24 protein-coding genes and 1 pseudogene are annotated in these 25,909 nt (G+C 71.9%); 13 read left to right on the top strand and 12 right to left on the bottom strand.

Going from position 1 to position 25,909, the window contains the following annotated elements; translation table 11 throughout:
* The first annotated feature begins 23 nt into the window (after positions 1 to 23).
* Positions 24 to 848, top strand: coding sequence for a VOC family protein (locus tag CP973_RS16835; protein ID WP_150241544.1), 825 nt, complete (start codon positions 24 to 26; stop codon positions 846 to 848).
* 44 nt (positions 849 to 892) lie between these two features.
* Positions 893 to 1,837 (top strand): Gfo/Idh/MocA family protein, encoded by a 945-nt coding sequence (locus CP973_RS16830; RefSeq protein WP_150241542.1) that lies wholly within the window; start codon positions 893 to 895, stop codon positions 1,835 to 1,837.
* Between the two features lie 1,016 nt (positions 1,838 to 2,853).
* Here the strand turns inward: CP973_RS16830 and CP973_RS16825 are convergent.
* Complete coding sequence (locus tag CP973_RS16825) at positions 2,854 to 3,039, bottom strand: hypothetical protein (protein ID WP_150241540.1); 186 nt, start codon at positions 3,037 to 3,039, stop codon at positions 2,854 to 2,856.
* 296 nt (positions 3,040 to 3,335) lie between these two features.
* On the opposite strand from CP973_RS16825, the gene CP973_RS16820 reads away from it, so the two are divergent.
* Positions 3,336 to 3,761: a hypothetical protein gene (locus CP973_RS16820; RefSeq protein WP_150241538.1), complete on the top strand. Its 426-nt coding sequence runs from the start codon at positions 3,336 to 3,338 to the stop codon at positions 3,759 to 3,761.
* A 374-nt stretch (positions 3,762 to 4,135) separates the two neighbouring features.
* On the opposite strand, the gene CP973_RS16815 is transcribed toward CP973_RS16820, so the two are convergent.
* Together CP973_RS16815 and CP973_RS16810 are read right to left on the bottom strand one after the other, a co-directional pair.
* Positions 4,136 to 5,182: a D-alanine--D-alanine ligase family protein gene (locus tag CP973_RS16815; RefSeq protein ID WP_150241536.1), complete on the bottom strand. Its 1,047-nt coding sequence runs from the start codon at positions 5,180 to 5,182 to the stop codon at positions 4,136 to 4,138.
* 205 nt (positions 5,183 to 5,387) lie between these two features.
* A complete protein-coding gene (locus tag CP973_RS16810; protein WP_150241534.1) occupies positions 5,388 to 6,026 on the bottom strand; it encodes a winged helix-turn-helix transcriptional regulator in 639 nt (212 codons plus the stop codon).
* Between the two features lie 85 nt (positions 6,027 to 6,111).
* Between CP973_RS16810 and CP973_RS16805 the strand changes: the two genes are divergently transcribed.
* Together CP973_RS16805 and CP973_RS16800 are read left to right on the top strand one after the other, a co-directional pair.
* Positions 6,112 to 7,326: a pyridoxal phosphate-dependent aminotransferase gene (locus CP973_RS16805; protein WP_150241533.1), complete on the top strand. Its 1,215-nt coding sequence runs from the start codon at positions 6,112 to 6,114 to the stop codon at positions 7,324 to 7,326.
* Between the two features lie 344 nt (positions 7,327 to 7,670).
* The gene (locus CP973_RS16800; RefSeq protein WP_150241531.1) at positions 7,671 to 8,102 is read left to right on the top strand and encodes a VOC family protein; all 432 of its coding nucleotides are present in this window, start codon (positions 7,671 to 7,673) and stop codon (positions 8,100 to 8,102) included.
* A gap of 32 nt (positions 8,103 to 8,134) precedes the next feature.
* On the opposite strand, the gene CP973_RS40865 is transcribed toward CP973_RS16800, so the two are convergent.
* Positions 8,135 to 8,599, bottom strand: a complete 465-nt coding sequence (locus CP973_RS40865; protein ID WP_244409545.1) for a TetR/AcrR family transcriptional regulator C-terminal domain-containing protein — start codon at positions 8,597 to 8,599, stop codon at positions 8,135 to 8,137.
* Between the two features lie 154 nt (positions 8,600 to 8,753).
* Between CP973_RS40865 and CP973_RS16790 the strand changes: the two genes are divergently transcribed.
* Entirely contained in the window at positions 8,754 to 10,769 is a 2,016-nt protein-coding gene (locus CP973_RS16790; RefSeq protein WP_167538345.1) for a S9 family peptidase, read from the top strand.
* A gap of 138 nt (positions 10,770 to 10,907) precedes the next feature.
* Positions 10,908 to 11,435 (top strand): Rieske (2Fe-2S) protein, encoded by a 528-nt coding sequence (locus CP973_RS16785; protein WP_150241528.1) that lies wholly within the window; start codon positions 10,908 to 10,910, stop codon positions 11,433 to 11,435.
* A gap of 33 nt (positions 11,436 to 11,468) precedes the next feature.
* On the opposite strand, the gene CP973_RS16780 is transcribed toward CP973_RS16785, so the two are convergent.
* On the bottom strand, positions 11,469 to 12,119 hold the full coding sequence (locus tag CP973_RS16780; RefSeq protein WP_208853198.1) for an isochorismatase family protein: 651 nt from the start codon (positions 12,117 to 12,119) through the stop codon (positions 11,469 to 11,471).
* A gap of 273 nt (positions 12,120 to 12,392) precedes the next feature.
* On the opposite strand from CP973_RS16780, the gene CP973_RS16775 reads away from it, so the two are divergent.
* The 3 genes from CP973_RS16775 (at position 12,393) to CP973_RS16765 (ending at position 16,434) form a co-directional block, all read left to right on the top strand.
* A complete protein-coding gene (locus tag CP973_RS16775; RefSeq protein ID WP_150241524.1) occupies positions 12,393 to 12,866 on the top strand; it encodes a pyridoxamine 5'-phosphate oxidase family protein in 474 nt (157 codons plus the stop codon).
* Between the two features lie 234 nt (positions 12,867 to 13,100).
* Positions 13,101 to 14,555 carry an acyl-CoA synthetase gene (locus CP973_RS16770; RefSeq protein ID WP_208853197.1) on the top strand — a complete coding sequence of 485 codons (1,455 nt, stop codon included), beginning with the start codon at positions 13,101 to 13,103 and terminating at the stop codon, positions 14,553 to 14,555.
* A gap of 376 nt (positions 14,556 to 14,931) precedes the next feature.
* A complete protein-coding gene (locus CP973_RS16765) occupies positions 14,932 to 16,434 on the top strand; it encodes a carboxyl transferase domain-containing protein (RefSeq protein ID WP_425281972.1) in 1,503 nt (500 codons plus the stop codon).
* A gap of 244 nt (positions 16,435 to 16,678) precedes the next feature.
* Here CP973_RS16765 and CP973_RS16760 read toward each other — a convergent pair whose 3' ends face one another.
* Positions 16,679 to 17,215, bottom strand: a complete 537-nt coding sequence (locus CP973_RS16760; RefSeq protein ID WP_150241520.1) for a GrpB family protein — start codon at positions 17,213 to 17,215, stop codon at positions 16,679 to 16,681.
* A gap of 45 nt (positions 17,216 to 17,260) precedes the next feature.
* Positions 17,261 to 18,169 carry a LysR family transcriptional regulator gene (locus CP973_RS16755; protein WP_150241518.1) on the bottom strand — a complete coding sequence of 303 codons (909 nt, stop codon included), beginning with the start codon at positions 18,167 to 18,169 and terminating at the stop codon, positions 17,261 to 17,263.
* Positions 18,170 to 18,243: 74 nt separating this feature from the next.
* On the opposite strand from CP973_RS16755, the gene CP973_RS16750 reads away from it, so the two are divergent.
* Positions 18,244 to 19,272, top strand: coding sequence for a DMT family transporter (locus tag CP973_RS16750; RefSeq protein WP_208853196.1), 1,029 nt, complete (start codon positions 18,244 to 18,246; stop codon positions 19,270 to 19,272).
* Here the strand turns inward: CP973_RS16750 and CP973_RS16745 are convergent.
* Positions 19,226 to 19,789 carry a GNAT family N-acetyltransferase gene (locus CP973_RS16745; RefSeq protein ID WP_150241514.1) on the bottom strand — a complete coding sequence of 188 codons (564 nt, stop codon included), beginning with the start codon at positions 19,787 to 19,789 and terminating at the stop codon, positions 19,226 to 19,228. The two genes, CP973_RS16750 and CP973_RS16745, sit on opposite strands and share 47 nt — an antisense overlap.
* A gap of 240 nt (positions 19,790 to 20,029) precedes the next feature.
* Entirely contained in the window at positions 20,030 to 21,361 is a 1,332-nt protein-coding gene (locus CP973_RS16740; protein WP_150241512.1) for an aminotransferase class I/II-fold pyridoxal phosphate-dependent enzyme, read from the bottom strand.
* A 35-nt stretch (positions 21,362 to 21,396) separates the two neighbouring features.
* Between CP973_RS16740 and CP973_RS16735 the strand changes: the two genes are divergently transcribed.
* Both CP973_RS16735 and CP973_RS16730 read left to right on the top strand, forming a co-directional pair.
* The gene (locus CP973_RS16735) at positions 21,397 to 22,068 is read left to right on the top strand and encodes a pyridoxamine 5'-phosphate oxidase family protein (protein WP_150241510.1); all 672 of its coding nucleotides are present in this window, start codon (positions 21,397 to 21,399) and stop codon (positions 22,066 to 22,068) included.
* Positions 22,069 to 22,079: 11 nt separating this feature from the next.
* Positions 22,080 to 22,721, top strand: a complete 642-nt coding sequence (locus CP973_RS16730) for an FMN-binding negative transcriptional regulator (protein ID WP_150241508.1) — start codon at positions 22,080 to 22,082, stop codon at positions 22,719 to 22,721.
* A 351-nt stretch (positions 22,722 to 23,072) separates the two neighbouring features.
* Here the strand turns inward: CP973_RS16730 and CP973_RS16725 are convergent, their stop codons facing one another.
* The 3 genes and pseudogenes from CP973_RS16725 to CP973_RS41600 form a co-directional block, all read right to left on the bottom strand.
* Positions 23,073 to 23,477 carry a hypothetical protein gene (locus CP973_RS16725; protein ID WP_150241506.1) on the bottom strand — a complete coding sequence of 135 codons (405 nt, stop codon included), beginning with the start codon at positions 23,475 to 23,477 and terminating at the stop codon, positions 23,073 to 23,075.
* Between the two features lie 188 nt (positions 23,478 to 23,665).
* Positions 23,666 to 24,712, bottom strand: a complete 1,047-nt coding sequence (locus CP973_RS16720) for an EamA family transporter (protein ID WP_244409542.1) — start codon at positions 24,710 to 24,712, stop codon at positions 23,666 to 23,668.
* Positions 24,713 to 25,328: 616 nt separating this feature from the next.
* Positions 25,329 to 25,793 (bottom strand): annotated as a pseudogene (locus tag CP973_RS41600) (PadR family transcriptional regulator); the annotation flags it as partial.
* Between the last annotated feature and the right edge of the window lie 116 nt (positions 25,794 to 25,909).

Raw genomic sequence — 25,909 nt, 5'->3', positions numbered from 1 at the left:
GCGGGCTCACGAAAGGAACAATCATGAGCTTCATGTCTCCCGGCCAGGTCGTCTGGTTCGAGATCGGCACCACCACCCCCGAGGCCGTCACCGACTTCTACGGCCCCCTCCTCGGCTGGACGTTCGAAGTCGACCCGGACTCCTCCGTCGACGGCCGCACCTACACCCGCATCCTCGCCCCCGGCGCCCCGTGGCCGATGGGCGCGATCCAGCAGGGCGACACCGGCGACGAGGCCATCAACCTCTCCATCCTGTCCACCGATGTCCACGCAGACGTCGACGCGCTCACCGACCTGGGCGCCACGGTCGTCGTACCGGCCACGCCGGTGGGGGACGTGACGGTCTTCGCGCGGCTGCAGGACCCGCGCGGCAACCTGTTCTCCCTCTTCTCCCAGTCCACCTCCCAGCGGTTCGAGGAGCGCATCGCCGGGACCGAGGAGTACCTGCAGCAGGCCGCCTTCACCCCGAAGCCCGGGTCGATGGCCGGCTTCGAGATCGGCACCACCGACGTCAAGGCCACCACCGACTTCTACACCCAGGGCTTCGGCTGGCGATTCGAGAAGGCCGGCGCCGATGGCGACGTGCCCAGCCTGGCCGTCTTCGGGCCCGACGCCGCGTCCCCCTCCGGTCTCCTGCGGGATCACAGCGGCGGCAACGGCAGTACGGCGGACTACGCCATGCCCATCTTCCTGGTCACCGACGTCGCCGCCACCGCCGCAGCCGCGCAGGAAGCCGGCGCACGAGTCGAGCAGCAGCCGCGCTCGGCGCCTGCCGGTCCGGCCCGCGCCCGTATCCGCGACCCCCGCGGCAACCGCTTCGGCCTCCTCTCCCAGCCCACGGCCCGCTGATCCCCTCACGCCCCGACCGCACACGCACCGCAAGGAGACGAACGATGAAGATCGCACTGCTGGGAACCGGCTTCGGGCAGGCGCACGCCGCCGTCTACGCCGCCCGTGACGATGTGGAAGTGGTGATGTTCGGCCGGGATGCGGCCAAGACCGCGAAGGCAGCGGGCCAGTTCGGGTTTGCCTCCTCGACGAACATGGATGCCGCGTTCGAGGACGGCTCCTTCGACCTGGTGGACATCTGCCTGCCCATCCCGCTGCACGCCGAATTCGTGCTGCGCGCCCTCAAGGCGGGCAAGCACGCGCTGGTCGAGCTGCCGCTGGCCGACGACATCGAGGACGCGAAGCGGGTGGCCGAGGCCGCCGCCCGCAGTGACAAGCACGTGTTCGTGGACATGTTCGAGCGGTTCATCCCGGCCAACCAGGCCCTGTTCGACGCGGTGGACCAGGGCGCCCACGGGCGCCTGGAACAGCTGACGCTGTGGAACCTGACCGCGCACCTGTGGCCGGGCGCCTCACTCGGGCTGAAGGTCCTGCCCCTGGAGGCGCTGCACAGCGACATGGACATCATCACCCGCACCCTCGGCCTGCCCCAGGCCACCACCGTCACCACCGTGGCACGCGGCGCGGACTCCGGGGCCATCGACGCCGCCTTCCGCTTCGACGGCGCGGCGGCCCGCAGCTCGATCTCCTCCCTGATGCCCCAGGCGTGGGGAGCCCGCGGCGGCTATACCGCCACCTTCGAGCACGGCGTCCTGGACGCCACGTCCACGATGGGCTTCGACGGCAGGCCCACCGGCACCGTCACCGCCTACACCGCCGAGGGCGCGCACGAACTCCAGCTGCCGGCCGCCGACCAGTACACCGCCATGATCGGCCACGTCCTGGACGTGGTGCGCGGCGAGGCGGACAACCAGATCGCCCCCGCGAGTGTGCTGGACGCTCTCCAGCTCACCCTCGACCTGGACCGCAAGGTCAACGACCCGCGCTGAGCCCCGCTCTCCCGGTGTTCGCCCCAGCGGGCCCCGGGAGAGCGGCTCATGGCGCACCCAGCCCGCGCCGCATCCCGGAAGGGCGGGTCCACGGTGGCGAACCGGTTCCTGCGCCGTATGCGGTGGACGACTGTGGCCGGTGCCGCTCAGCTCGTCAGCGCGTCCGGCTTGCTGGCTTTGGCCTTCGCCTCGCCCGACAGCGCCCACCTCCCGCACATCCTGCCCAGCCTGCTCGTTCTCGGTCTGGGAACCATGGTGGGCGCCGTCGCATTCAACGTGGCAGCCGGCAAGGACATCGACGCGGGCGACAAGGGCGCGGGCTACGGGTGTACGAAGCGGCCAAATACACGGCGGGTGTCTTCGCCGTCGCCGGCCGTGGCAGGGATGGATCACCCCATTCCTGCAATAGAAGTTCGCCGGCCCGCCTGTCACCGCCACGGCGCAACGGTACGGATACCGGATGCTGCCTGCCAATGCAGTTAGAGCTGATGGGAGGGTCCGGAGGACCTGAGCCTGTGCAGGCGTCATGCGGCGATTCTCCTGTGTCCCTGGAAACCCCCGGCTGGACCACGTTCGCCTACGCACAGTTCCTCGACGCCCTGGCGGCCGGGGAGGCGCTCCAGCCCAGCAGGCCGAACCGGCCCAGCCGAGCAAGCCGGACAAGCAACAACCCGTCAATCTCGAAGCTTCGCAGGCGACTGGCGATCTCTCCAGCTTGATCGCTGGTACCGCACTGGCGAATCTCACGGATGTCAACGGAAAACTCGTCAAGGGGCAACGGGACGAGTTCTACGTCAAGGACAAGAAAGTCGGCGCCGGTATCACCGACGGCAACGGCGACGTGAAGGTGGGGTCCCCCAATACGTCGGAGACCCGCAGACGCGGATCAAAGGACTCGCTCACGGCTATACGGCAAGGTTCAGAGGCAATGACGAATACGTGCCCGCGGAAGCGAACGCCACGGCCGGTGTCGGCATCGGCTGACACAGCAGGCGCGTCCATGGAGGCGACCATACTCACCGCGCAGTCAGCCTGGATGTGCGTCGACCGCTGAAAGAGGCGAGCAGACGGCCCGCGAAATTGTGTGGCGGTGGGCCGACGGCCGGGTTGCCCGAGGAGGAGGACGCGCGTGTATCGCCGTCCAAGGCGGGCAGCGCGAATGCGCCGCCCGCCCGCAGGTTTTCCGAGGCCGTGGTGGTCACGGCAGGCCTCCTGTCTGTCGGGGGTGCGCTGCGGGGTCTCCCCCGCCCCTCCGGTGTCCCGATCCCGACGGATGCCGCCCGCTCTCCAACTCCTCTCCGACCACCCCTTTTTCAGCGATATGATCGCATCAGCAGCCCAACGGTGACATGAGAAGTCGCGCCGACGGCAGTTGTGTGCGGGAGTTCTCCGAAGAGGACTGCCGATGCCGTCCGAACACCTTGCGCAACGCGTCGCCGACACCGGGACCACCGGGGACAAGTGATCATGTCCCGCTTCCCGCACCACCAGGAGATCCATGAACAAGCGCCTCCCCCTGCTCGCCGTCTGCCTCACGGTCGCCGTTCTGGGCACTGCGGCATGCGGCGGGCCGGGCGGTGATCGGGCGAACGCCTCGGCGACGGCCTCCGCGACCCCCTCCGTCGCAGGTACCCCCAAAGGCACCCCCGCAGGAAGCCCGTCGTCCAGCCCTGAGCGGGGACGCGAGCTGACCAAGGTGGAGGAGGCGTTCTTCCTCAAGACGATCCGGGACCATGTGCCGGAGCTGGCGGGCATCGAACCCGACTCACTCGTCAAGCACGCCAACGCGCTGTGTACCGCGCGCGGTCAAGCACTCAAGGACCAGCTCGAAAAGACCAGGGAAGAGCTGAAGCTGGACAGGAACCAGATGGCCAAGCTCACCGCTCACGCGCTCGTCCGCTGCCGGCCGGGCATCATGCGCTGAGAGACTTGCGCAAGTCGGCGTCTCTTCATCAGACGGACAGGTTGGTCAACGGGCAGGCTGGTCAGAGGGGCAGGCCGGTCAGGCGGGCAGGTGGTCAGGCGCGCAGACGGACAGGCAGGCCGGTAGTGGACGACGGCCCGGTGGGGGGCTCCCGTGGGCTTCTCCGTCGCCGGAACCGCTCCCGGCCGTCACCACCCGGCAGCCGAGACCGCTGCCCTGCCCGACGACAAGGCCCGACGACAAGGCATGACGGCAAGGCACGACGACAACGCGCGACGACAACGCCCGGCCCGGACGACGCGGCAAGCGGGTTTCACAACCTCGACGCCCGCGAGGTGCGCTACCCGCCCGCAGCCGCCGCGCCCGGTCCCGGACTACGTCCGCACCGCAAGCTCCACGATGCGCTCCACCAGCTCGGGGTAGTCCCAACCGGCTCCGGCCGCCGCGCGTGGGAGCAGGCTCGTCGCCGTCAGGCCTGGGAGTGCGTTCACTTCCAGGCACATCGGCGCGCCGGCCGCGTCGTTGCGGAAATCGGTGCGTGAGTACGTGTCGCTACCGAAACCCAGGGCCCGGTGGGCGCGTACGGCCAGTTCCCGCAGCCTGGAGGCGAAGTCGGCCGGGATCCGTGCCGGGCACACCTCGTTGACCGCTTCGGGCTGGTACTTGGCGGCGTAGTCGAACACGGGCGTCGTCAGCTCGATCTCCACGACGGGGAGCGCCTGGCCGCCGAGCACGCCGACGGTGAACTCCCGCCCGGGAAGGAACGGTTCCACCAGCAACTCGGTGCCATCGGCGCGCACCTCGGCCGCGACCTGGGCCAGTTGTGACAGCGAGTCGACCCGGTGGACCGACACGCTCGAACCGTCCGCGACCGGCTTGGCCACCACCGGCCCGGCCTCGACCAGCCGTCGTACGTCCTGCGGCGCGCCGTCCCCGCTCGCGCCGGGCCGCCACAGCACCCGATCGACCACCGGCACGCCCGCCGCGCCCAGTACCGCCTGCGCCCGCCCCTTGTGCCAGGCCGCCGCGCACACCGCGCTGCCGGCGCCGGTGAAGCGTACGCCGGCCATCTCCAGCAACGCCTGCACATGTCCGTCCTCGCCCCAGCCGCCGTGCAGTGCCAGGAAGACCAGGTCCGCGTCGCGCAGGAGGTCCAGGACCGGGCCGCCGGTCAGTGCGGTGTGCATGCGCCGCCGCAGTTGCCGCTGCGCCGACAGGGAGGGCGGTTCCTTGCCGACGGCCACCGCGTCGACCGCGTCACCGGGACGCAGCGGCCCGGCCAGGACCGGGTCAGCGGCGGCCGGGTCGATCAGCACCACCTCGTGTCCCCGCCCGAGCAGGGCGCGGGCGACCGACCACCCCGAGGCCAGGGAGACATCTCGTTCCGCACTCTCTCCGCCGCACAAAATCACGATTCGCATGCCGGGATTCTTACGCATTGGGCCGATTTACGCACGTATGCCAGTCGGCGCTTGTGCCTGTCTCGCGCATGCCTGCCGCCGTGCATGCCTGCCACTGTGCATGCCCGTCGCCATGCATGCCAGTCGTCACGCATGCCTATCGCCACGCATGCCAGTCACCGAGTACGGCCTGGAACATCACCGCACGGGGCGGGCCATCGCATCCTCACCGCGCTTCGCGCAGTCGCTCCGCCAGTTCGCCGTCCCCTGTCACCTCGATCCGGCCGGATCTCACCCCTTCCCCGAAGGCGAGCCGTCCGCCGAGAAGGGCTTCACAAGCGTCGGACCGCAACACCACCCGCGCGTCGGCCTTCTCGGCCATCCCGTCGCCGTACAGCGGAAAGCCGCCACCGGTACGCAGATGGAAGGTCCCCGAGTCCAGCACCACGTCCACGACGCCCGTGAGGCCGCCCGCCGCTTCGGTCAGCGGCCGGAGGAGCGGGAGGGCATACCAGTGCGCGCGCACGGCGTCGGTGGGCCGCCGGTCCGGTAGGGCCGGCGCGCCCCATTCCGCGAGTGCGGTCAGGACGGGCTGCAACTGCCGCCCACGTGGGGTGAGTTCGTAGACGTAGGAGGCGGCGGGCGGAGGGAGGCGGTGGCGGGCGGCCAGTTCCTCGCGCTCCATGTCCTTGAGGCGGGAGGCCAGGACATCGGTGCTGATGCCGGGCAGGTCGGCGTGGAGGTCGGTGTAGCGGCGGGGACCCGCGAGGAGTTCCCGGACGATCAGCAGGGTCCACCGGTCGCCGACGGCGTCCAGGGCCCGGGCGGCGGCGCAGTAGTGGTCATAGCTTCGACGGCGAGGCATGGCAGCAGTCTAGAGAAGACATTGGACTTGCCAAGCTCATACTTGGTAAAACCAAGTACGCAACGAAGCCTTGGGAGGCCACCGCATGGAATTCCGGCAGTCGAGCAAGCTGAGCGACGTCTGTTACGAGATCCGCGGACCGGTGATCGAACACGCCAACGCCCTCGAAGAGGCAGGGCACAGCGTGCTGCGCCTGAACACGGGCAACCCCGCCCTGTTCGGGTTCGAGGCGCCGGAGGAGATCGTCCAGGACATGATCCGGATGCTGCCGCGGGCCCACGGGTACACCGACTCGCGCGGCATCCTCTCCGCCCGGCGCGCGGTCGCCCAGCGCTGCCGGGCGCAGGGCCTCCCCGAGGTCGGCGTCGACGACGTCTTCCTGGGCAACGGCGTCTCCGAGCTGGTCAGCATGGCGGTCCAGGCGCTGCTGGAGGATGGTGACGAGGTCCTCGTACCCGCGCCGGACTTCCCGCTGTGGACGGCGGTGACGACGCTCGCCGGCGGACGCGCCGTGCACTACCTGTGCGACGAGTCCGCCGACTGGTACCCGGATCTCGACGACCTGGCCTCGAAGATCACGGACCGCACCAAGGCCCTCGTGATCATCAATCCCAACAACCCGACGGGCGCGGTGTACCCGCGCGAGATCCTTGAGGGGATGCTCGACCTCGCCCGCCGCCACCAGCTGATGGTCTTCGCCGACGAGATCTACGACCAGATCGTCTACGACGACGCCGTGCACCTCCCCGCCGCCTCGCTGGCCCCGGACCTGGTCGTGCTGACCTTCGGCGGCCTGTCCAAGACGTACCGGGTGGCGGGATTCCGCTCGGGCTGGCTCGTGGTCACCGGCCCGCGGCAGCACGCGCGGAACTATCTGGAGGGGCTGACCATGCTGGCCTCCATGCGCCTGTGCCCCAACACGCCCGCGCAGTACGCCATCCAGGCCGCTCTCGGCAGCCCGAACTCGATCCGCGACCTGACCGCCCCCGGCGGCAGGCTGTACGAACAGCGTGACCGGGCCTGGGAGAAACTGAACGAGATCCCGGGCGTGTCGTGCGTCAAACCGAAGGGGGCGCTGTACGCGTTCCCGCGCATCGACCCCGCCGTACACAAGATCCACGATGACGAGCAGTTCGTCCTGGACCTGCTCCTGCGCGAGAAGATCCAGGTGGTCCAGGGCACCGGATTCAACTGGCTGTCCCCGGACCACTTCCGCATCCTCACCCTGCCGCACGCCGACGAACTGGAATCGGCGATCGGCAGGATCGGACGGTTTCTGACGGGTTACCGGCAGGGGTGACCGGCGGGTTACCGGCAGGGGTGACCGGCGGGTTACCGGCAGAAGTGACCGGCGGACAACCGGCAGCGGTGACCGAGGGGCTACCGGCAGGGGTGAGCCCGGGGTGGCGCTGTGGCGCGGCGGCTTGAAGACGATGCGCAACCTGCCGTATCCGGTTCGGTCCCGGCCTCGGCGCGGCCCAGATGCCGGTACGGTCCTGACCTCGGCGCGTCCCCACTGCCGGTACGGCGCGGCCCCACTGCCGGTACGGCGCGGCCCCAGTGCCGGTACGGACCCGCCGACGCGTACCCCGTCCGATCGGCCGCCTGGCCGGTCCCCTTCGCCTTCTTCGAAGGAGAAGCTCGATGAACTGGACACTTGAGGTCGTCCCCATCCCGGTCACCGACATGGACCGGGCGAAGGAGTTCTACGCCGACAAGCTCGGTTTCCACGTGGATCTCGACGCCGAGGCGGCCCCGGGCGCGCGCATCATTCAGCTGACGCCGCCCGGCTCGCGGTGTTCGATCGCGATACTCGGCGGAATGCCGCCGCTGCCCGGCGCGAAGGAGATGGCCCCCGGCACGCTGCATGGCCTCCAGTTCTGCGTCACGGACATCGAGGCGGCCCACGAGGAACTGGTGGCCCGTGGCGTTGACGTCTCCCCCGTACGCCATCTCGGCGCCACGGGATGGGAAGCGGGAAAGGGCGGCACCTGGAACTCGTTCATGTCCTTCGAGGACCCGGACGGCAACGGCTGGCTGGTTCAGGAGGCGCCGTCGGAGCTGTCGGAACGCTGAATCGGCGGGCCGAAGAACGCCGGGCGCGCCCCTCAAAGGGTGGCCCTCGACAGGGGCGGGCAGCGTACGAGCAGCATCCACGGCCAGAACACGTAATCGGAGATGAGATCCCCCCGGAATTGCGTCGCCGCCGTCTCCGCGTCGTCGAGCCGGGCTGTGCCGGCGACGTTCTCCGCTGCCAGACAGCGGCGGAAATGAACCCCGCAGAAGAGGACCGTCGCGCCCGATAGGACGTAACACCTGAACACATGTACACTTGTCGCTACGAAGCCCTGCGGTTCCCCCGTCCGCGGGGCTTCGTCGTACCGTCGGCCCGCGACTCCCCACGGCCGGGCCGCGGTTTCTGCCCCCGCCGACCGGGCGGCGAAAGCGGTGCAGCCGGGGCGGGTGGAATGAAAGAGTCCCGTCATGACGCCTGTTGATGACTCTTTCGGATTGTCCAGGACCGCTTCCATGCCTTCCGGGGGCTCTTTCACGCCTTCCAGAGTCTCTTCCACGCCTTCCTGGACCGCTTCCGTTCCTTCCGAGGCCCCTTCCACGTCTTCCGGGGCCGCTCCGGATCACTCCGCTTTTCCTCGCCAGTTCGCGCTCACCCAGCGCTTCTCCCTCGGTGTGCCGCGCCGGTTCAGCGTTTCCCCGGACGGGCGGAGGGTGCTGTTCGCCCGTACCGGCGGCGGCAGCGATCCCGTGAGCCGCTTGTGGCGGTACGAGGACGGGGCGGAGCGGGTGATCGTCGACCCGTTGCTCCTGGGAGGGGAGCCGGATTCCGAGGGCCGGTTGCCCGAGGCGGAGCGGGCCCGCCGGGAGCGGGCGCGTGAGCACGCCACCGGCGTGGTGGCGTACGCGACCGACGCGGCGGCGCGCGTGGTGGCCTTCGCGCTGTCCGGCGTGCTGTGGGCCGTCCGTACGGACGAGGGCGCCCCCTTCCGTGTACCGGCCGCCGGGCCGGTCGTCGATCCCCGGCCCTCGCCGGACGGGCGGTACATCGCGTATGTGACCGACGGCGCGCTGCACGTCGTCGGCCTGGAGGACGGGGAGGACCGGCGACTGGCCGCCCCGGAAGGTGCGGACATCACCTACGGGCTGCCCGAGTACGTCGCGAGCGAGTCGATGGGCCGTACGCGCGGCTACTGGTGGGCGCCCGACAGCCGCCGCATTCTGGTGGCCAGGGTGGACACGTCCGGTGTGGCACGGCGCTACATCAGCGACCCGGCGCACCCGGAGCGGGCGCCGCGCGTCATCCCGTACCCCTCGGCGGGGACGGCCAACGCGGATGTGTCGCTCCACATCGTGGCGGTGGCCGGCTCCGGCTCGCCGCGTGTCGAGGTGGCCTGGGACCGGGCCGCGTACGAGTACGTGGTGAGCGCCGCCTGGGACGGTCACGGGCCGCTCGTCGGCGTACAGAGCCGGGACCAGCGGACGCTGCGGACGCTGGCGGTGGATGAGTCCACCGGCGCTACCGAGGTGCTGCACGAGCGCACCGACGCCGCCTGGGTCGAGATCGTGCCCGGGACTCCGGCCCGTACGGCTTCGGGAGCGCTGGTCCTGCCCGAGGACACGCCCGGGACACGGCATCTGGTGGTCGGCGGCAGTACTGTCACGCCCCGCGGGCTACAGGTGCGTGAAGTTGTCGCCGTGGCGGGCGAGGAGGTGTGGTTCACCGCCAGTGAGGAACCGACGACGACCCATGTGTGGCGGTGGAACCCGGAGGACGGCCTGCGCAGGCTGAGCGGGCGGCCGGGGGTGTTCACGGCTGTGGCCGGAGGCGGCACGGTGGTGTTGACCGGGCTCACACCGGACGGGCCGGTGACCGACGTTTACGAGCATGGACTCGGCTCCCCCTCCGGAAGCATCGCCTCACTCGGCGAAGACCCGGTCGTCGCTCCGCGGCCCGAGCACCTCGTCCTCGGGGAACGGGAGTTGCGCGGTGCGCTGTACCTGCCCTCCTGGTACGACCGCGAGGCGGGCGGCAAGCTGCCCGTGCTGCTCTGCCCGTATGGAGGGCCGAGCATCCAGATGGCCGTACGGGCGCGTGAGTGGTTCGCCTGTGTGGCGCAGTGGTTCGCCGAGGAAGGCTTCGCCGTACTGCTCGCGGACGGGCGTGGCACCCCAGGCCGCAGCCCTGCCTGGGAGAAGGCCATCCACGGCGACCAGCTCACCCCCGTACTGGAGGACCAGGTCGACGCGCTGCACGCGGCCGCCGCGCGCTTCCCGTGCCTCGACCTGACGCGGGTGGCGATCCGCGGCTGGTCATTCGGCGGCTTCCTGTCGGCCGCCGCCGTCCTGCACCGCCCCGACGTCTTCCACGCGGCGGTCGCCGGTGCCGCGCCCACGGACCAGCGGCTGTACGACACCCACTGGAAGGAGCGTTTCCTCGGCCACCCCCAGGAGGCACCGGACCAGTACGCGCGCTCCTCCCTGGTGGGCCTGGGCCACCTGCTGCGCCGCCCGCTGCTCCTCGTCCAAGGGCTGGCGGACGACAACGTGGCACCCGCACACACCCTGCGCTTCTCCGCGGAACTGCTGGCCGCCGGCAAGCAGCACAGCGTGCTGCCACTGCCGGGGGCCGGTCACTCGGTGGGCGACCCGGCGGTCCGCGAGAACCTGCTTCGCTTCGAGCGCGATTTCCTGCGCGGGGCCTTGGGCGGGGCCCTGGGTGGGAACTGAACGGCCATACCTCCGTATCCGTATGGAACTTCCACAACGCCCATGGGACGCACGGACCACGTGGCGCGCACCCCTCACCCCTCACGTGACGGCGCGGCACCCATGGGCCTGGAAGGCACCGGAAGCGGGAGGCACACCATGACCCAGCAGGCAGCAACGGGGCGAACGGACGCGGTAACGGGACGCCGTACGGTCGTCGCGGCGGTCGGCGCGGCGGGGCTGGCCGCCGCGCTCGCGGCGTGCGGGAACGGCTCGGACGGGTACGGCGCGGACGGGAGCGGCGACGGCGCGTCGTCCGCACCGTCCGGGTCGGAAACCGGGTCGGCGGCGGGGAGTGACGGAGCCGGGGGCGGCGCGTCGAAAGGCGGCGATGCGTCCGGGGACGTGCTGGCGAAGACCGCGGACATCCCCGAGGGCGGCGGCAAGGTCTTCAAGGACCGCAAAGTGGTGGTGACACAGCCGGCAGCGGGCGAGTTCAAGGCGTTCTCGGCGGTGTGCCGGCATCAGGGGTGCTTGGTGGACGAGGTGGCGAACGGCACGATCAACTGCCCGTGCCACGGCAGCAAGTACGCCATCGACGACGGCAGCGTCCGCAACGGGCCCGCCACTCAGGGACTGTCCGCGGCCAAGGTGAGCGTGGCGGGCGGGACGATCAAACTGGTGTGACGGGGCCGTCCCGACGGCGCCTGTCGGGCGGGTTCACCTGGTGACGGGCCGGCGCGGGCGCTTCCAGCAGGTGAGCAGGTCTTCGGTGGTCGTCACCGTGGCGACGAGCGCGAGGGTGTGCCGGACCATCGCCGCGGTGTAGTCGGCCGGTACGCCCGCGATGGCGTCGGCCGGCACCACCGCCGTGTACCCGAGGTTGACCGCGTCGAAGACGGCGTTGGGGATCGCCACGTTCGCCGACACCCCGGCGATGACGAGCGTCCGGCAGCCGAGGTTGCGCAGCAGCGGGTCCACGTCCGTACCGGCGAGCGGTGACAGGCCGTGCAGCCTGCGGACGATCAGGTCGTCCTCGGAGACGGGCACCGGGTCGGCGATCCGTACCGCGGTCGTACCGGCGAGCTGTTGTACGGGCAGGCGCTCGGCAGCCATGAACAGGCGCGCGTTGCGGCTGGCGCCCCGGCCGTCGGGGCGGCGCTCGGCGACGGCGTGCAGAACCTGTACGCCCGCGTCGTGCGCGGCGGCGGCCAGCCGGGCCACCCGGCCCAGCGCACCCGACGTGCGGGCCGCGTCGGCGAGTTCCGGCAGCGCGCTGTCCGGTCCGACGACACCGCGCTGGCACTCGACCGTGAGCAGCGCCGTCGTCGCCGGATCGGTCAGTTCGAGAAGGCGCTCGCCTGGTGGCACCGGATCAACCCCCTCCTGTTGGCATCGGATCGGCCCTCCCAGTGGCATCGGGTCGGCCCTTCTGATGGCATCGGATCGGCCCTCCCAGTGGCATCGGGTCGGCCCTTCTGATGGCATCGGGTCGGCCCTTCTGGTGGTGGTCGTACCGCCGCGGGCCGCGTGAGCGTAGCCGCCATTGCATCCGTAAGGAAGAGCCCCCAGCATGCTTCCTTGGCACTCGGACAGGCCGGTGCGGGCCGCGCCCGGCCGCCGTACAGCGGAGGTGGTCCACGGATGACCGGCACACAGCGGCGCGGGCGCCGCGTCATGATGACGCCGCGGGAACTGGACGCCTTCCTGGCGGAGCAGCGCACCTGCCGGGTGGCCACGGTGAGCGAGGACGGTACGCCGCACGTCGGCCCCCTCTGGTTCGTCTGGGACGGCGCGGCGCTCTGGCTGTACTCGGTCACCCGCAGCAAGCGGTGGGCCCAGTTGCGCAAGGACCCGCGGATCGCGGTGGCCGTCGACGACGGGCACGACTACGGGGAGCTGCGCGGGGTGGAGCTGAGCGGCAGCGCGGAGATCGTCGGCGAGGTGCCGCGGACGGGCGGTGCCTGTCCGGAACTGGATGCGCCGGAACGGTTGTTCGCCACGAAGTACTTCGGGCTGGAAGGAATGCCGCATGACGGCCGGCACGCGTGGCTGCGGCTGGTTCCGGACGCGGTCGTGTCCTGGGACTTCCGCAAGATGGGGGCTCCCGCGGGATGACGGGGTGGGCCGGGCGCGCCTGGGCTGTGGGCCGGGTGCGCCTGGGCGCAGCGCGACCGGGCCGCCCTGGGCCGGACCCGGTACCGCCCGGGGCCCCGCGGCCGCGGCGTGCTTCCTCGCGGTGCCGTGTGATCGCGTTGTCGGTGGTCTCTGCCAAAGTGGTGGGGGTCGGCCCGTTCCGGCGGTTCGGGGCGGGCCACACCGACGTGGGACGACGAGGACGAGGGAGACCTGGTGAACGTGCTCTTTCCGGCGCTGAGCGACGCATCGCCGCAGCCCGCACTGCGCTTCGGCGAGCGTGCGCTCAGCTACCGTCAGCTGGCCGCGGTGGCGGGCCGGCTCGCCGACCGGCTCGGCGACGTGCCCCGGGTGGCCGTCTGGGCCACCCCCACCTTGGAGACCGCCGTCGCCGTGGTGGGCGCGCTGCTCGCCGGGGTGCCCGTCGTGCCCGTCAATCCGAAGATCGGCGAGAGCGAGCTGGCGCACATCGTCTCGGACAGCGGCCCGGCGCTCGTGCTGACCGAGCGGGACGCCGAACTGCCCGGCGCGCTGGCCGCACTCCCCCGCCTCGACGTGGACCTGTCCGGCGCCGACGAGGAGGTGCCGCCGCTGCCGTACGAGCCGGACCCCGAGTCCGCCGCCCTGATCGTCTACACGTCCGGCACGACTGGCCCGCCCAAGGGCGTCGTCATCCCCCGCCGGGCCGTCGCCCACACCCTCGACGCGCTGGCGGAGGCGTGGCAGTGGACCGCCGACGACGTGCTCGTGCACGGACTGCCGCTGTTCCACGTGCACGGCCTGGTGCTCGGCATCCTCGGCCCCCTGCGGCGCGGCGGCAGCGTGCACCACTTGGGGCGGTTCAGCACCGAGGGCGTCGCCCGCGAGCTGGCCGCCGACGGCACGATGCTGTTCGGCGTCCCGACGATGTACCACCGACTGGCCGTCGAGGCCGGTGAGAACGAGGCGCTGGCCAAGGCGCTGGGCCGGGCCCGGCTTCTGGTGTCCGGCTCGGCGGCGCTGCCGCGCAGCGACCACGACCGGCTCGCCGCGGCCGCCGGCTGCCGCGTCATCGAGCGGTACGGCATGACCGAGACGCTGATGAACACCAGCGTCCGGGCCGACGGCGAGCCCGCGCCCGGCAGCGTCGGCGTGCCGTTGCCCGGGGTGTACGTCCGGCTCGTCGACGAATCCGGCCGGGCCGTCGAGGCGAGCGACGGCGAGACGGTGGGCGAGATCCAGGTCCGCGGTCCGAACCTGTTCGTCGAGTACCTCAACCGCCCGGACGCCACCGCGGCGGCCTTCGACGGCGGCTGGTTCCGTACGGGCGACATGGCGACCCGCGACGCGGCCGGCAACTACCGCATCGTGGGCCGCAAGGCCACCGACCTGATCAAGAGCGGCGGTTACAAGATCGGCGCGGGCGAGATCGAGAACGCGCTGCTGGAGCACCCCGGCGTCAGCGAGGCCGCGGTGACCGGCGAGCCGGACGAGGACCTGGGCGAACGGATCGTCGCCTGGGTCGTGCCCGCCCCCACGGCCGACGGCGCCCCCGGCCCGACCCCGGCCGAACTGGCCGACCACGTGGCCCGGCAGCTCGCCCCGCACAAGCGCCCGCGCGTCGTGCACTTCCTGGAGGCCCTGCCGCGCAACGACATGGGCAAGATCCTCAAGCGGGACCTCCGTGCGTAGGGACTCACCGCCGGGCGGGTGGGACGGCCCGGGCGGGTCCGGCGATGCGAGCGGGTCCGGCGACCTGGGCGGGCCCGGCGACTTGAGCGGATCCGGCGCAGGCGGCCCGGGCCGGTCCGGTGCGGGCGGCTCGGGCGGATCCGGTGCAGACGGCCCGGGCCGGTCCGGTGCGGGCGGCTCGGGCGGATCCGGTGCGGGCGGCCCGTACGGAACCAACGGGGATGGCTCGCACGGGGCCAACGGCGGCAGCTCGGGAGGAACCAACGGGAGCGGCTCGGGCAGAACCGGAGGCGGCTCGGGCAGAACCGGAGGCGGCTCGGGCAGAACCGGAGACGGCTCGCGTGGGCCGTCACCGCGCTGGTCGGCGCGCGAGGCGGTGGCCGTGGTGGCGGAGGACTTCACCGAGTTCCCGGCACCGGAGACCGAGGACTCCACACCGGCCGACGGGAGTCCGGGCCAGGACCGGGCGGCAACGGCCGGCACGCCGCCCGACAGCACATCAGGCCGCGCACCAAACAGCACGTCTGGCAGCGCATCCGACAGAACTCCTGACAGAACACCTGACAGAACACCTGCCAGCAGACCCGACAGCTCGCCGGAAACCGACGACGGGCCGCTCGGTTGGGACGGCTACGGCGCCGCGCGGCAGCGGGCCCGGGCCCGTACCGGCGAACACGAGTCCGTGATCAGCGGCATCGCCCGGATCGACGGCATGGCGGCCGTGCTGATCTCCTTCGAGTTCGGTTTTCTCGGCGGCTCCCTCGGCCGGCGCACCGGAGACCGGCTGGTGGCCGCCTACGCCCGCGCCCGTGAACTGCGCCTGCCCGTCGTATCGCTGATCGCCACAGGCGGCAGCCGCATGCAGGAAGGCATGCGGGCACTGACCCAGCTCCAGCGCGTGGCCGCCCAGTCCGCACGGACCCGCGCCGCGGGCCTGCCGCAGATCGCCGTGGTCCGCGACCCGACGACCGGCGGCGGCTGGGCGACGCTGGGCGCGGGCGCCGATGTCGTCCTCGCGCTCCCCGGGGCGCAGATCGGCTTCGCCGGCTCACGGGTCCGCCCGGCGGACGCCGACCCGCACGCGTACAGCGCCGAAGGCCAGCTGGCCGCGGGCCAGATCGACGCCGTCGTCCCGCCGGACCATTTGCGCGCGAGGCTCGGACGCTGGCTGCGGCTGTTGACGTCCGAGGTTCCCGGGCCCGTGGATGCGCTCCCGCCCCCTCCCCCACCGCCGCACGCCCTCGGGTCGTCCGGCCTCCCGGCCTCCGGCTGGGCGGCGGTGTGCGCGGCCCGCGACGAGCGGCGACCGCGCGCCGCGGCGTATCTGGACGCGTACTTCGACTGGCGGGAGGAGATCATCGGTGATCGCTGCGGCGGCACCGATACGGGCATACGCTGCGGGTTCGGCCGGCGCGACGGCCGCACGATCGCGTTCGCCGCGCAGTGCGGTACGGCCGTGCGCCCCGCCGGATTCCGTACGGCCGCCCGGCTGATCCGGTTGGCGGACCGGCTCGGCATACCGGTGCTCACGCTCGTGGACACACCGGGCGCGGACAACGGCCCGGACGCCGAGCGCGCCGGCGCGGGCGCGGCCATCGCGGACGTCTTCGCCGTGCTGGCCTCGGTCCGTACGCCCGTCACCTCGCTGCTCATCGGGGAAGGCGGGTCGGGCGGCGCGCTGGCCCTGGCCGCGCCGGGCGCGCTGTGGGCGACGCCGGACAGCTACTTCTCCGTCATCGCGCCGGAATCCGCCGCCGCCATCCTCAAGCGCGACGCGGACGCGGTGCGCGACACGGCCGACCAACTCCGCCTGCGCCCACAGGACCTGCTGGACCTCGACATCATCCAGGGCATCGTCCCGTCCGCCCCTGCCGACTAACCAGCGCTCCCCTTCCCCGCCTTTCCCCTTCTCTTGCCGCACCGCTGCCCCGCAATGCCCCTGCGGACAACATCGCCATCCGCCCCGCCCTCCCGGACGACCTCGATGCCGTCGCGGAATTCTGGCGGCAGTGGGTGCGGGAGATCCCGGACGGTCAGGCCGTCGGAGCACCGGAAGTAGCGGCCGTCCAGGTCTTCCCCGGTCCAGGACGGGGCGCTTCCGGACGTCCGGGCCGCGCTCTTCCCTACTCCCAAACCGGAACCGACGGCAGCCCCCGCTCCGCGCGGGCGCGGTCGGTCAGTTCCTGGATCAGTTCGGTCTTGGCCTCCGTGTAGGCGTCGGACGATGCGCCGGTGGCGGCGAGGGACTGCTTGAGCCGGGCGTAACGCGCGGCGTCCGCCGGATAGGTGCGCAGGTGGTCGCGGAGGATGCGCTGGTTGCGGGAGGGCCAGCTCTCCAGGGTGACCACGTGCAGGTGATGCGTCCGGCGGCGGTCGTCGCCGCGGACGTACAGGAGGCGGTCGGCCATGCCGTTGTGGTCGCGCCGGTACCCGAGCCGGGACAGGGCTTCCCCGCGGGCTTCGACGGCGGCGAGGTCCTCGGCCGCGGCCATCAGGTCGATGATGGGCTTGGCGGCCAGTCCGGGGACGGCGGTCGAGCCGATGTGCTCGATCTCCGTGACGGTCCCGGCCAGCGCCTCACGTACGTCCGCGATCGCCTCGGCCGCCTGCGCCGGCCAGGCCGGGTCGTACGGTACTACCTCGATGATCCGCTCAGCCATGCGCGTCATTGTGCCACCGGAGCAGTGCCCGGTCCCCTGATTTTCTCAGCGCCCCTCGACCTCCTTGCCGGCCTCGCGCAGCGCGCTGACCGCGGCGCGGATGGACGGCCGGCGGTCGGCGTCGGTGCGCCAGATGGCGTAGACGTGCCGCCGCATCGTGTGCCGTACGGGCACCACGCTCACCCCGGCGGGCACCGGACCGCGCCCCAGCCGGGGCGCCACCGCGACGCCCAACCCGGCCTCGATCAGCGCGAGTTGTGTGTGGTGCTCCTCGACCATGTGTGAGATGCGCGGCTCGATGCCCTGGCCGCGCAGGGTGAACATCAGCCAGTCGTGGCAGAACTCGCCCTGCGGCCAGGAGACCCACTCGTCGTCGGCGAAGTCCTCCAGGACGACCGAGCGGCGCCGCGCCAGGGGATGGCCGGCCGGCATGGCCACGTCGGCCGGGTCGTCCAGGATCGGCGCCTTCGCCAGGCCCTCGGGGAGCGAGAGCGGCCGGTTGTGCCAGTCCAGGACGACGCCCAGGTCGATGTCACCGCGCACCACACTGCGCACCGAGGCGTCCGGCTCCATCTCCCGCAGCTTCGGCCGGAGTTGCGGGTGCTCGACGCGGAGCCGGGCCAGCGCTCCGGGGAACAGACCGCGCGCCGCGGTGGGGAAGGCGCCGAGCCGCAGCTCGCCGACGGCCTGCCCGCGGTGCGCCTCCAGGTCGGCCTGGGCCAGCTCGACCTGCGAGAGGATGCGGGCGGCGTGGTCGGCCAGCAGCCGGCCCGCATCGGTCAGCCGCACGCCGCGCCCGTTCTTGGCCAGCAGCTGCTGGCCGGTCTCACGCTCCAGCTTGGCCAGCTGCTGGGACACCGCGGAGGTGGTGACGTGCAGTCCTTCCGCCGCCGCGCTCACCGAGCCGTGCCGGGCCACCGCGCTCAGGGTGCGCAGACGATCGAGGTTCAACATGTAAGCAATGCTAAGTGGTGCCTCCCATAAAATCTCGCTTGTGCTACGAAATGGCGCACCGCATCGTAGGGGCCATGAGCACCACCGCCCCTTCCTCGACCCACGCGGCCCCCGCCGCTCCCGGAGCTGATGCGGCTCCCGTTGCCCCCGGAGCCGCCGCGCCTTCCACCACGCCGCCGTCCCCGGCACCGCCGGGCACCCGGCGTCGCGCCCTCGACTGGCGGCTGCGGTTCGGCATCCTCTGCCTCGTCTGGGGCTTCAGCTTCCTCTTCATCAAGGTCGGCACCCAGGGGTACGCGCCGCTGCAAGTCACCTTCGGACGGGTCGTGTTCGGCTCGGTGGTGCTCGTCGCCGTCCTGGTGGCCAAGCGTGAGCGGCTGCCCCGCTCCGCGCGCACCTGGGGCCATCTCGCGGTCGCCGCGTTCTTCCTGAACGCCCTGCCGTTCTCCCTGTTCGCCTATGCCGAGCTGACCATCCCCTCCACGCTGGCCGGCATCTGCAACGCCAGTTCCCCGCTGTGGGGCATGGCGCTGTCGCTGGTCGCCCTCTCCGAGGACCGGCCCACCCGCCGCCGCGTCGCGGGTCTCGGGCTCGGCTTCCTCGGCGTACTGACCGTGCTCGGCGCCTGGCAGGGCTTCTCCGGCACGGATCCGACGGGTACGGCGATGGCCCTGGGCGCGTCGCTGAGTTACCCGGTCGGCTGGATCTACGTCCGGCGTACGCTCGCCGGCGCGAAGGACTCCAACGTCGCCCTCTCCGGCACCCAGATGCTCCTCGCCACCGCCCAGGTCGGCGTGGTGACCGCGCTCTTCACCTCCGTTCCGGCCGCCTTCCCCGTCGTCCCCCTGCTGGCGGTGGTCGCGCTCGGCGCCCTGGGCACCGGATTCGCGTTCCTGTTGCAGTACGGTCTGGTGGCGGAGGTGGGCCCCACCACCGCCCAGATGGTCACCTACTTCGTGCCCGTGATCGCCACCGCGGCGGGCGTCGCGCTGCTCGGCGAATCGCTCAGCTGGAACACCCCCGTCGGCGCGTTGATCGTCCTGGCGGGCGCGGCCCTTACGCAGAGCCGTCCGCGGCGGCGTGACCGGCCGCCTCGGCCGTGATCGCCCACCGTTCGTGGTCGCGCCAGGCGCCGTCGATGTACTGGAAGCGCGGGGAGTAGCCCTCGCGCCGGAAGCCGAGCCGTTCGACGAGCCTGATGGACGCGGTGTTGCCGGGCTGGATGTTGGCCTCCAGCCGGTGCAGCCCCAGCGCGGTGAAGGCGTACGCGACGACGAGGCGCAGCCCTTCGGTCATATAGCCGTGCCCGGTGGTGGACGCGTAGGCGACGTAGCCGAGAGCGCCGCTCTGGATGCCGCCCCGCACGATGTTGTTGATATTGACGCCGCCGACGATCGCGCCACCGGCCCGCAGACAGACCACGAAGCCTTTGTGGGCGGGCCGGTCGAACTTGGCGACGTACTCGCGGAAGGCGTCCGGTGTGGTCTCCCTGGCGGGGATCCACGGGCGGTGCAGCGCGGCGCTCTCCTGGTCGAGGGCTGCGATCTCCTTCCGGTCCTGGAAGGAGACACGCCGGACAGCCACCCGAGGACCATGGACGAGAAAGCTCTGATCAGACATCGTGCGATCGTAATCACCGGCATCGTTCCCCCTCGTGGCCGTTCACCTCGTGGCCGTTCACCCCATGGCCGTTCACCTCGTGGCCGTTCACTCATGGCCGTTCCTGGCCGTGGCCCTCGTGCCCGTTTCCGGCCGTTGCCCTCATCGCCGTTCCTGGCCCTCACCCCTTGGCAGCTCCCCTGCCGCGGTCGGCCCTGTGACGTGGTCGCCGCACGGCCGTACCCGACGTCTCCCTGCGCGTCAGTCGTACCGGCGTGCCTCCTTCGGTGCGACGGCGGTCGCGATCGCGTCGGCCAGTGCCGGCAGCTCGTGCTCCGCGAGGCCGGCGATGGTGACGCGTATGCCGGGCGGTGAGTGCAGGCGGAAACGGGCGCCGGGCGCGACGGCCCAGCCCGCGTGCAGCAGCCGGGCGACCGCGCCGGTTTCGTCGGGGACCGGGATCCATACGTTCATCCCGCTGCGCCCGCGGGCCCGGACGCCGCGCGCCGCCAGAGCGTCCATCAGGGCGTCCCGGCGCCTGCCGTAGGCGTCGGCGACCGCTTTCGGGTCCACCGCTCCCGTGCGCCACAGGTGCACCACCGCGTCCTGGAGCAGATGGCTCACCCAGCCCGGCCCGAGCCGCTGGCGCCCGCGCACCCGGTCCACGGTCACGGCATCGCCGGTGAGCACGGCGAGCCGCAGGTCGGGGCCGTACGCCTTGGCCGTGGAGCGGACCAGCGCCCAGTGGTCGGTGGCACCGGCGAGCGGGTGCAGCGGGAGGTCGACGATGTCGTGGCCGTGGTCGTCCTCGATGAGCAGCACGTCCCGGTGGTCCGCCAGGACCTCCCGCAGCTCCTGGGAGCGCCCGGCGCCGAGCACCGCGCCGGTCGGGTTCTGCGCCCGGTCCGTGACGACCAGCGCCCGCGCGCCCTCCCGCACCGCACGGCTCACCTGCTCGGGCAGCGGGCCGTCGTCGTCCACCGCGACCGGCACGACCCGCAGGCCGAGCCCGGGGATGAGGTCCAGCAGGCTCCCCCAGCCCGGGTCCTCGACGGCGACCGCGTCGCCGGGGCGGAGATGCGCGCCGAGCACGCGCTCCACCGCGTCCAGCGCCCCCGAGGTGACGGCTATGGCGCCGCTCGGCACCCCGTCGGCCTCGAAGGCGGCGCGAGCCATCCGCTCCAGCTCCGTGCCGACCGTGGGGGCGCCGTACAGCGTGGGGTGCCGCGCGCTGCGGGCGGCGGCCGCGGCCAGCGCCTGCCCGAGGGCGGGCAGCAAGGCCGGGTCGGGATTGCCGTCCGACGCGTCGCGCACGCCGGGCGGCACGGGCCCCAGCGCGGCTTCCCTGGGTGTGCTCGCCGGACGCGGGCGCACCCGGCTCCCCCGGCGGCCGGCCGTTTCGATCACACCACGGTCCCGCAGCGTCCGGTACGCGGACGCCACCGTATTCGGATTGACCTCCAGATAGACGGCCAACTGCCGCATCGGGGGCAGGACTTCGCCCGGTTGGAGCTCGCCCGCACCGATGGCTCGCTCGACGCTGGCGGCAATCTCCGATGCGCGCCGCCCTTCGATCCGATACTCTCCTAGCACAAAACTCATTATGTACTAGTGCAATGGAGTTCGCAATGCCCCAGGCCCAGGATCCGTCCTTCGCCCGGACGGAGCGCACCGTGCCGACCCGCGCCCGCGAGCGTGCCGCCTACGACCACGCGACCGTGCACGCGATCCTCGACGCGGGATACGTCTGCCACCTCGGATTCGTCCGCGACGGCGCCCCGGTCGTCCTGCCCACGCTGTACGGCCGCGTCGGCAACCGCCTCTACCTGCACGGTTCGACCGGTTCGCGCCCCCTGCGGAGGGCCGGGGAGCCGGCCGGCCCGGGGCTGCCCGTATGCGTCGCGGTCACCCACGTCGACGGCCTGGTCCTGGCCAAGTCCGCCTTCCACCACTCGGTCAACTACCGCAGCGTCGTCGTCCACGGCACCGCTTACCAGGTCACCGACCCGGACGAGAAGACCGCTGCGCTCGACGCCCTGGTCGACCACGTCCTGCCGGGCCGCGCCGCCGACTCCCGGCCCGCGAACGCCAAGGAACTGGCCGCCACCGCCGTCATACGCCTCGACCTGGAGGAGGTCTCCGCCAAGGTCCGTACCGGCGGCCCGAACGACGAGCCCGAGGACGAAGCCCTCCCCTACTGGAGCGGCGTCCTGCCCGTCTCCCCCGCGTACGGAGCCCCGGTCCCGGCCGATTCCCTGGACCCCGCCATCGCCGAACCCGCCTACCTCTCCGCGCGCTGAAGGAGGACCGCATGCTGATCCACCCGTGGGACGCCCCCACCGACGACGCCGAGTGGCAGGACTGGCTGGCCGGCCACGACTTCGGCCAGCTCGCCGTCAACGGGCCGCCGGGCGCCGCGCCCCTCGTCCAGCCCCTGCATTTCGCCTACGACCGGGCCCGCCGGGAAGTCGTCACCCACCTCGCCCGCCCCAACCCGATATGGCCGGCCCTGGAGGCCGCCCCGACGGTGCTGCTGAGCGTGGTGGACGACTACGTGTTCATACCCGGGCCCTGGCAGGCCGCCGAGGAGGACCCGCCCGAGCACGGCGTCCCCACCAGCTTCTATGCCGCCGTGCAACTCACCTGCACGGCACACATCGTGGACGACCCGCAGGAGAAGGCCGCGCTGCTGGAGCGCCAGGTAGGCCATTTCCAGCCCGAGGGCGGCTCGGCGCCGGTCACCGCGGACGGCCCGCCTTACGGACGTCAACTGCCCGGCATCCGGGGGCTCCGGCTCGAAGTGGCGGACGTACGCGCCAAGTTCAAGTACGCGGGCAAGCGGACCGAGGCCGTGCAGCAGCGGATCTCGGCCCGCCTGGCCGAGCGGGACGCGCCCCGCGACGCCCAGGCGCGCGCCCATCAGCAGCGGCGGATGGGGGCTCGGCGGGGTTGAGGGCGGGCGGCGCCGGGGGACGTGAGGCGTCACGAGGGACGTGAGGCATCACGAGGGAGGTAAGGCGTCACGAGGGAGGTAAGGCGTCAGGAGGGGAGCTAAAGCGTCATCAGGGAGGCAAGGTGCCGCAGTGCCGCAGGGGCCGTAAGGATCCTGAGGGGGCAGACAGCACGGCCTCTCAGGACACGATCGGCCTCTTCGGGCACGATCGGCCTCCCCGGGTGCGGTCGGCCTCCCCGGGTGCGGTCGGCCTCCCCGGACAGACCTGCGCCCACTACGAACAGCCCGTGAAGACAACGCTCGCCGCCCGGCGCCGTGGGCACCGGGCGGCGAGGATGGTCGGCAGCCGGTTCAGCAGCCCGTGTTGTGCAGCCCCGGCGTCTCGAAGTTGCCCTGGTCCGCGACGGCCAGGAGACCGTAGATCGTGCTGCAGCCCAGGTTCTGGTTCTTGAACTTGTACGTCTTCGTGTCTCCCTTCTTGACCGTGTAGGCGTTGCTGAGGTGCTTCGTGTTGCCCTTGCGGTAACCGAACTTCACGGTCACCGGGGAGCCGCCGGTCTTCCCGTACACGACGTTCACGGTGCGGCCGCCGTCGAGGATGCCCACGCACAGCGTGCCGTTGGAGAGCGAGGTGCAGGAGGGACCCGCGTTGCGCACCGCGGCGGCCGACCCGGCGGCCGAAGCCGGAGCCGCCAGGCCCGCGGCGGCGAGGAGGGAGGCGGCGAGCACGACGCCGGCCCGAGTGTGGTTGCGCATGGGGAGAGTCCTCTTCCTGCAGGTCACTGAGTTGATCATCGGCTAGGTTACCCAGGCGAAAATGAGACAACAAGACGGATGGGCGGGGAAAAATCGGACTCCTCCCTTCCGGGTGGGTCGCGATACTCGGACACGTCCCCACCAGCGCCGTCACAGACGAGATGGGTGGCTGCGGCCGCCCGTCAGCCTCAGGTCCGTTCCGAGGAGGAGCGCGTCCGGGTGTCTTGAATTCGACGCGAGGAGCCCTCCGCCGCAACGCTTCCGGCTCCGGGTCCGCCCTCGACGGCTCCGTCTGCCGCCTCCCCCTTCGGAGTCGCGGACTGCGCGATGAACGCGCCGGCCAGGACGACCGCCCCGCCCACGAGCTGCGGCGTGGTCAGGTGCTCGCCGAGCAGCACCCAGGCCAGTATGGTCGCGATGACCGCCTCCAGGCACGCCACCACCCCCGCCACCTGCGGGGAGAGCCGGCGCACGGACAGGATGCCGGTGAGGTACGCCAGTACCGTGGCGATCAGCACGAGCCAGCCGAGCAGCAGCACGGCGGGCACCCGAACTCCGGCCATGTCCGTGCTGCCGCCGAGAACTGCCCAGTCCATCTCCCAGGGCCGCGTGACCACGGTCAGCAGCACCGCGCCGATCAGCAGCCCGTACGCGATCACGCCGAGCGGGTCCGCCGCGTCCTCGCCGTCGCCGCCGTGGTCGGAGAGGACGAAGTAACCGACCTGGCAGCAGGCGGCGCCGAGGGCCAGGACGAGCCCGACCGGGTCGAAGCCCAGCCCCGACCACACCTCGACCACACAGGCCAGACCGCCGACCGCCAGGACGACGCCGACGGCGGCGGCCCGGGTGACCGGCTTGCGCTGGACGAACCGGACCCAGCCGAGCACCAGCGCGGGCGCGAGGTATTCGATGAGGAGCGCGACCCCGACGGGGATACGGGACAGCGCGGCGAAATAGCACGCCTGCACGCCCGCGACCGCGAGCAGTCCGTAACCCAGGAGGAGGCCCGGGCGGCGCAGCAGCAGGCGCCGGTGCCGCCAGGTGACGGGCAGCAGGACGAGTGCGGCGCCCGCGACGCGCAGCCAGGTGACGTGCAGCGGTTCGAGACCCGCCGATATCAGGGGCTTGGCGGCGACGCCGGAGCCGCCGAAGGCGAAGGCGGATATCAGCGCCAGGACGAGGCCGAGGTTCCGGGCCCGCGCGGTGCCGCCGCCGGCCGCCGGTGCCTCCGGCATCCCGGGCCGCCCCCGGTTCCCTTCCGTCGCCGAGACGGCCTGAACCCCGGCCTGATCCCCCGTAGTCACGCGCATCGGCACATCATGACAGGAGCCGTCAGCAGCGTCACCCCTGTTGGGCCTGTCATTCCTGGTCGGTGACGTTTGGTCGGTGACGCCTGATCGATGACACTTGGTCGGCGACGCCTGATCGATGACGCCTCATCGGTGACGCGGTGCCCGGTCATTCCTGGCCGGAGCGCTCCCCGTCCAGCCGGGCGGCCAGCCGTACCGTGTCGACCGAGGCCCGGCGCAGCACCTCCACGGCGCGCGACTCGGGGTCGTCCACGAGGGCCGCGAGCAGGTCGAGACAGGTGGCGTGGGTCGCGTAACGGGCGTGCGCGCGGTCGAGTGCGCCGTCCAGGGCGGCGGCCGCCGCGGGTGACCAGCCCGGTACGACGCCCTCGGTCACCACCGGTACCGCGCCGGAGTCCTCGACCGTGCCGTGCCACTGGAGTCCGTATCCGATGCTGCGCTGGACGAGGTAGCCGAGCAGCCGGGCGACCTGCGGCCCGCCCTCGAACGCGGCCCGTACCGACGGATCCGACTCCAGGAGTCCGTGCAGCAGGTGGGCGGTGATCTCGTTCATGGCCTCCCAGTCGACGCCGCGGCCGGCCTCTTCCCAAGGGGCGTCGGCGACGTTCTCCGTCTCCGTACGTCCCGCCTCGGTGAGCGAGAAGAGCTTCTTGCCGCCCTCGCTGGCGCTGCTGATCAGCCCCTCGTCCTCCAGGAGCTGGAGGGTGGGGTACACCGAGCCGGGGCTCGGCTTCCAGGTGCCGCCACTGCGCTCGGCGATCTCCTGGATCATCTCGTAACCGTGCATCGGCCGGTCCTTCAGCAGGGCCAGGATCGAGGCGCGCACATCGCCGCGCCGAGCCCGGCCGCGCGGCCCGCCGCCGCGCCCCCGGCCGCCGAACGGCGGCCCTCCGAAGGGGGGACCGAACGGTCCGAAGGCGGCGCGCCGCCCCTCGAACCGTCCTTCGTAGTCGCCCCGGCCGCCGCGCCGGCCGTGTCCGTGCTGTTCATGTCCGTGGGAACGCATGACAACGCTCCTTCCTCGTCCGTGTGCCGCCTGGCCGGCGGCGCAATCTTGATCACTCGCGACATCACTTTGATCGTTCGCGATGCTTCAACGATATATCGGAACTGTTCGGATGG

It is taken from the genome of Streptomyces albofaciens JCM 4342 (assembly GCF_008634025.1).
Classification (GTDB): Bacteria; Actinomycetota; Actinomycetes; order Streptomycetales; family Streptomycetaceae; genus Streptomyces; species Streptomyces albofaciens.
Note: the sequence above shows the minus strand (reverse complement) of the source record. Positions and strands in the feature narration are given on the sequence as shown.